The sequence below is a fragment of the Methylorubrum zatmanii genome, from assembly GCF_014845115.1.
Taxonomy (GTDB): domain Bacteria; phylum Pseudomonadota; class Alphaproteobacteria; order Rhizobiales; family Beijerinckiaceae; genus Methylobacterium; species Methylobacterium zatmanii.
In genome coordinates this window covers 1-2,083 of sequence record NZ_NKUI01000310.1, presented here as the reverse complement: position 1 = coordinate 2,083, position 2,083 = coordinate 1, and the positions used below count along the sequence as shown (strand labels likewise).

The following is a 2,083-nucleotide window of genomic DNA, read 5'->3' as shown; positions in this document are numbered from 1 at the left end:
CAAAATCCGGGGGACCCTCAGGCCAACCGTCCACTAACAATAACATTGGACCTCTCGGCGGGGGCGGATCACGGAGACGGAGTTGCGCGGCAAGCTGCGTGACCTCGCAAACGAGCGCCGGCGTTTCGGCTACCGGCGCCTGTTCGTCCTGCTGCGGCGGGAGGGCGAGACGTCTGGCGTCAACCGCATCTACCGGCTCTGCCGCGAGGAGGGCCTGACGGTGCGCAAGCGCCGGGCGCGGCGACGCGCGGTGGGCACGCGGGCGCCGATCCTGGTCGAGGCAAGGGCGAACGCGCGCTGGTCGCTGGACTTCGTGCACGATCAGTTCGCCTGCGGGCGGCGCTTCCGTGTGCTCAACATCGTCGATGACGTGACGCGCGAATGCCTGGCAGCGATCCCGGACACGTCGATCTCCGGTCGCCGCGTTGCTCGTGAGCTGACGGACCTGATCTCCCGACGCGGCAAGCCGGGCATGATCGTCTCCGACCACGGCACGGAGTTCACCTCGAACGCGATCCTCGCCTGGTCGAAGGATCATCGCGTCGAGTGGCACTACATCGCTCCCGGTAAGCCAACGCAGAACGCCTTCGTCGAGAGCTTCATGTATGGACGGCCCCTGCGTTGCAAGGTTGATCGTGCGGGTGGGGCAGCGTCGGGTCGGGTGCGTTCATGTATGCGGCCTGTTCGTGCGGCCTTGTTCCATGACCGCTGGCCCTGATGGAGTTCGCGGATCGACGCCTCATCAACGGGTCGCGCTGTTGCGCGCCTAAAGCTCTGCGGGCTTTGTCGATCCCCGGTCCGCCCGGTCGTGCCATCACCTCACTTTCGCCCTCGCAACCTCTGATGCTCGACCGATGGGCAGCGGCTACGCCGTGGCAGCCGCCGGTGAGCGAAAGCTCTCGCCGCGTATCATCAACGCCCAGGCGATCCGCGCCATCTTATTGGCCAGTGCAATTATGACGACCTTGGGCGGGCGGCGCTCCTGCAGGCCTCGGATCCATGCCTCGCCCGTCGCCGCTCGCGCCTTTGAAAACCGGATCGCGTTGCCGGCGCCGACATAAAGCAGGTGGCGGATGTATCGGTCGCCGCGCTTTGAGATGCGCCCGAGCTTGTCCTTGCCGCCGCTTGAGTGGCTCTTGGGGGTAAGGCCCAGCCAGGCAGCGAACTCGCGGCCGGAGCGGAACACGGATGGATCGGGCACGGTGCTCGCGATCGCCATGGCCGTGATCGGTCCCACGCCCGGGATCGAGGCGAGGCGGCGGCTCAGCTGATCAGCGCGGTGCAGAGCAACCAGCCTCTCCTCAATCGTATCGAGGCGACGCCCGATGCTTGCGAGTTCGTCGACGAGCAGTGAGAGTGCCTCCTGCGCCAATGGCGGGACCGCGGGGTCGCGGACCTCTGCGGCGAGCTTCTCCACCCTGTGAATGCCTTGCGGTGCCACGATACCGAACTCGGCGAGGTGGGCGCGCAAGGCGGTCGCGAGAATGGTCCGCTGCCGCACGAAGAGTTCGCGCACCCGGTGCAGCATCAGCATCGACTGCTGCTCAACCGACTTCACCGCGACAAAGCGCATGGTCGGACGCGTCACTGCCTCGGCGATCGCCTCCGCATCGGCAGCGTCGGTCTTGTTGCGCTTCACATAGGGCTTCACATACGCGGGCGGCATCAGCTTAACCTCGTGCCCGAGCGCGATCAGCTCGCGTGCCCAGTGGTGCGCCGTTGCACAAGCCTCCATGCCGACGAGGCAGGGCGGGAGCTCGCGGAAGAAATCGAGCACCTGAGCGCGACGAAGGCGCACCTGCGCGACCCGCCGACCCTCGGCATCTGCCGCGTGGACCTGAAAGACCTGCTTGGCGATGTCGAGGCCAACAATGCTAATCTGCATGGGGACGGCTCCTGCTCAAAGTGGACCACACCGCGGCCACTATGGCACGCCGATGCCGGGTGCAGGGGCCGTCCACCCGAGCTATGCGGGAGATTGGGTGACGACGGTGTGTTGAAGGCGGCGTATCGAGGCGGGTGTCGAAGCCTGCCAGAACCTCTACGGGAAGCGGGACCGTCAGGGGGAGACCCACAAACTGTG

Annotated in this window: 1 protein-coding gene and 1 pseudogene; one reads left to right on the top strand and one right to left on the bottom strand. The window is 66.3% G+C overall.

The window, feature by feature from the left end; all coding sequences use genetic code 11:
• Window positions 1-70: 70 nt before the first annotated feature.
• A pseudogene (locus MZTS_RS24130) lies at window positions 71-601 on the top strand (DDE-type integrase/transposase/recombinase); the annotation flags it as partial.
• Between the two features lie 264 nt (window positions 602-865).
• Here MZTS_RS24130 and MZTS_RS24125 read toward each other — a convergent pair.
• Complete coding sequence (locus MZTS_RS24125) at window positions 866-1,885, bottom strand: IS110 family RNA-guided transposase (protein WP_192285825.1); 1,020 nt, start codon at window positions 1,883-1,885, stop codon at window positions 866-868.
• Between the last annotated feature and the right edge of the window lie 198 nt (window positions 1,886-2,083).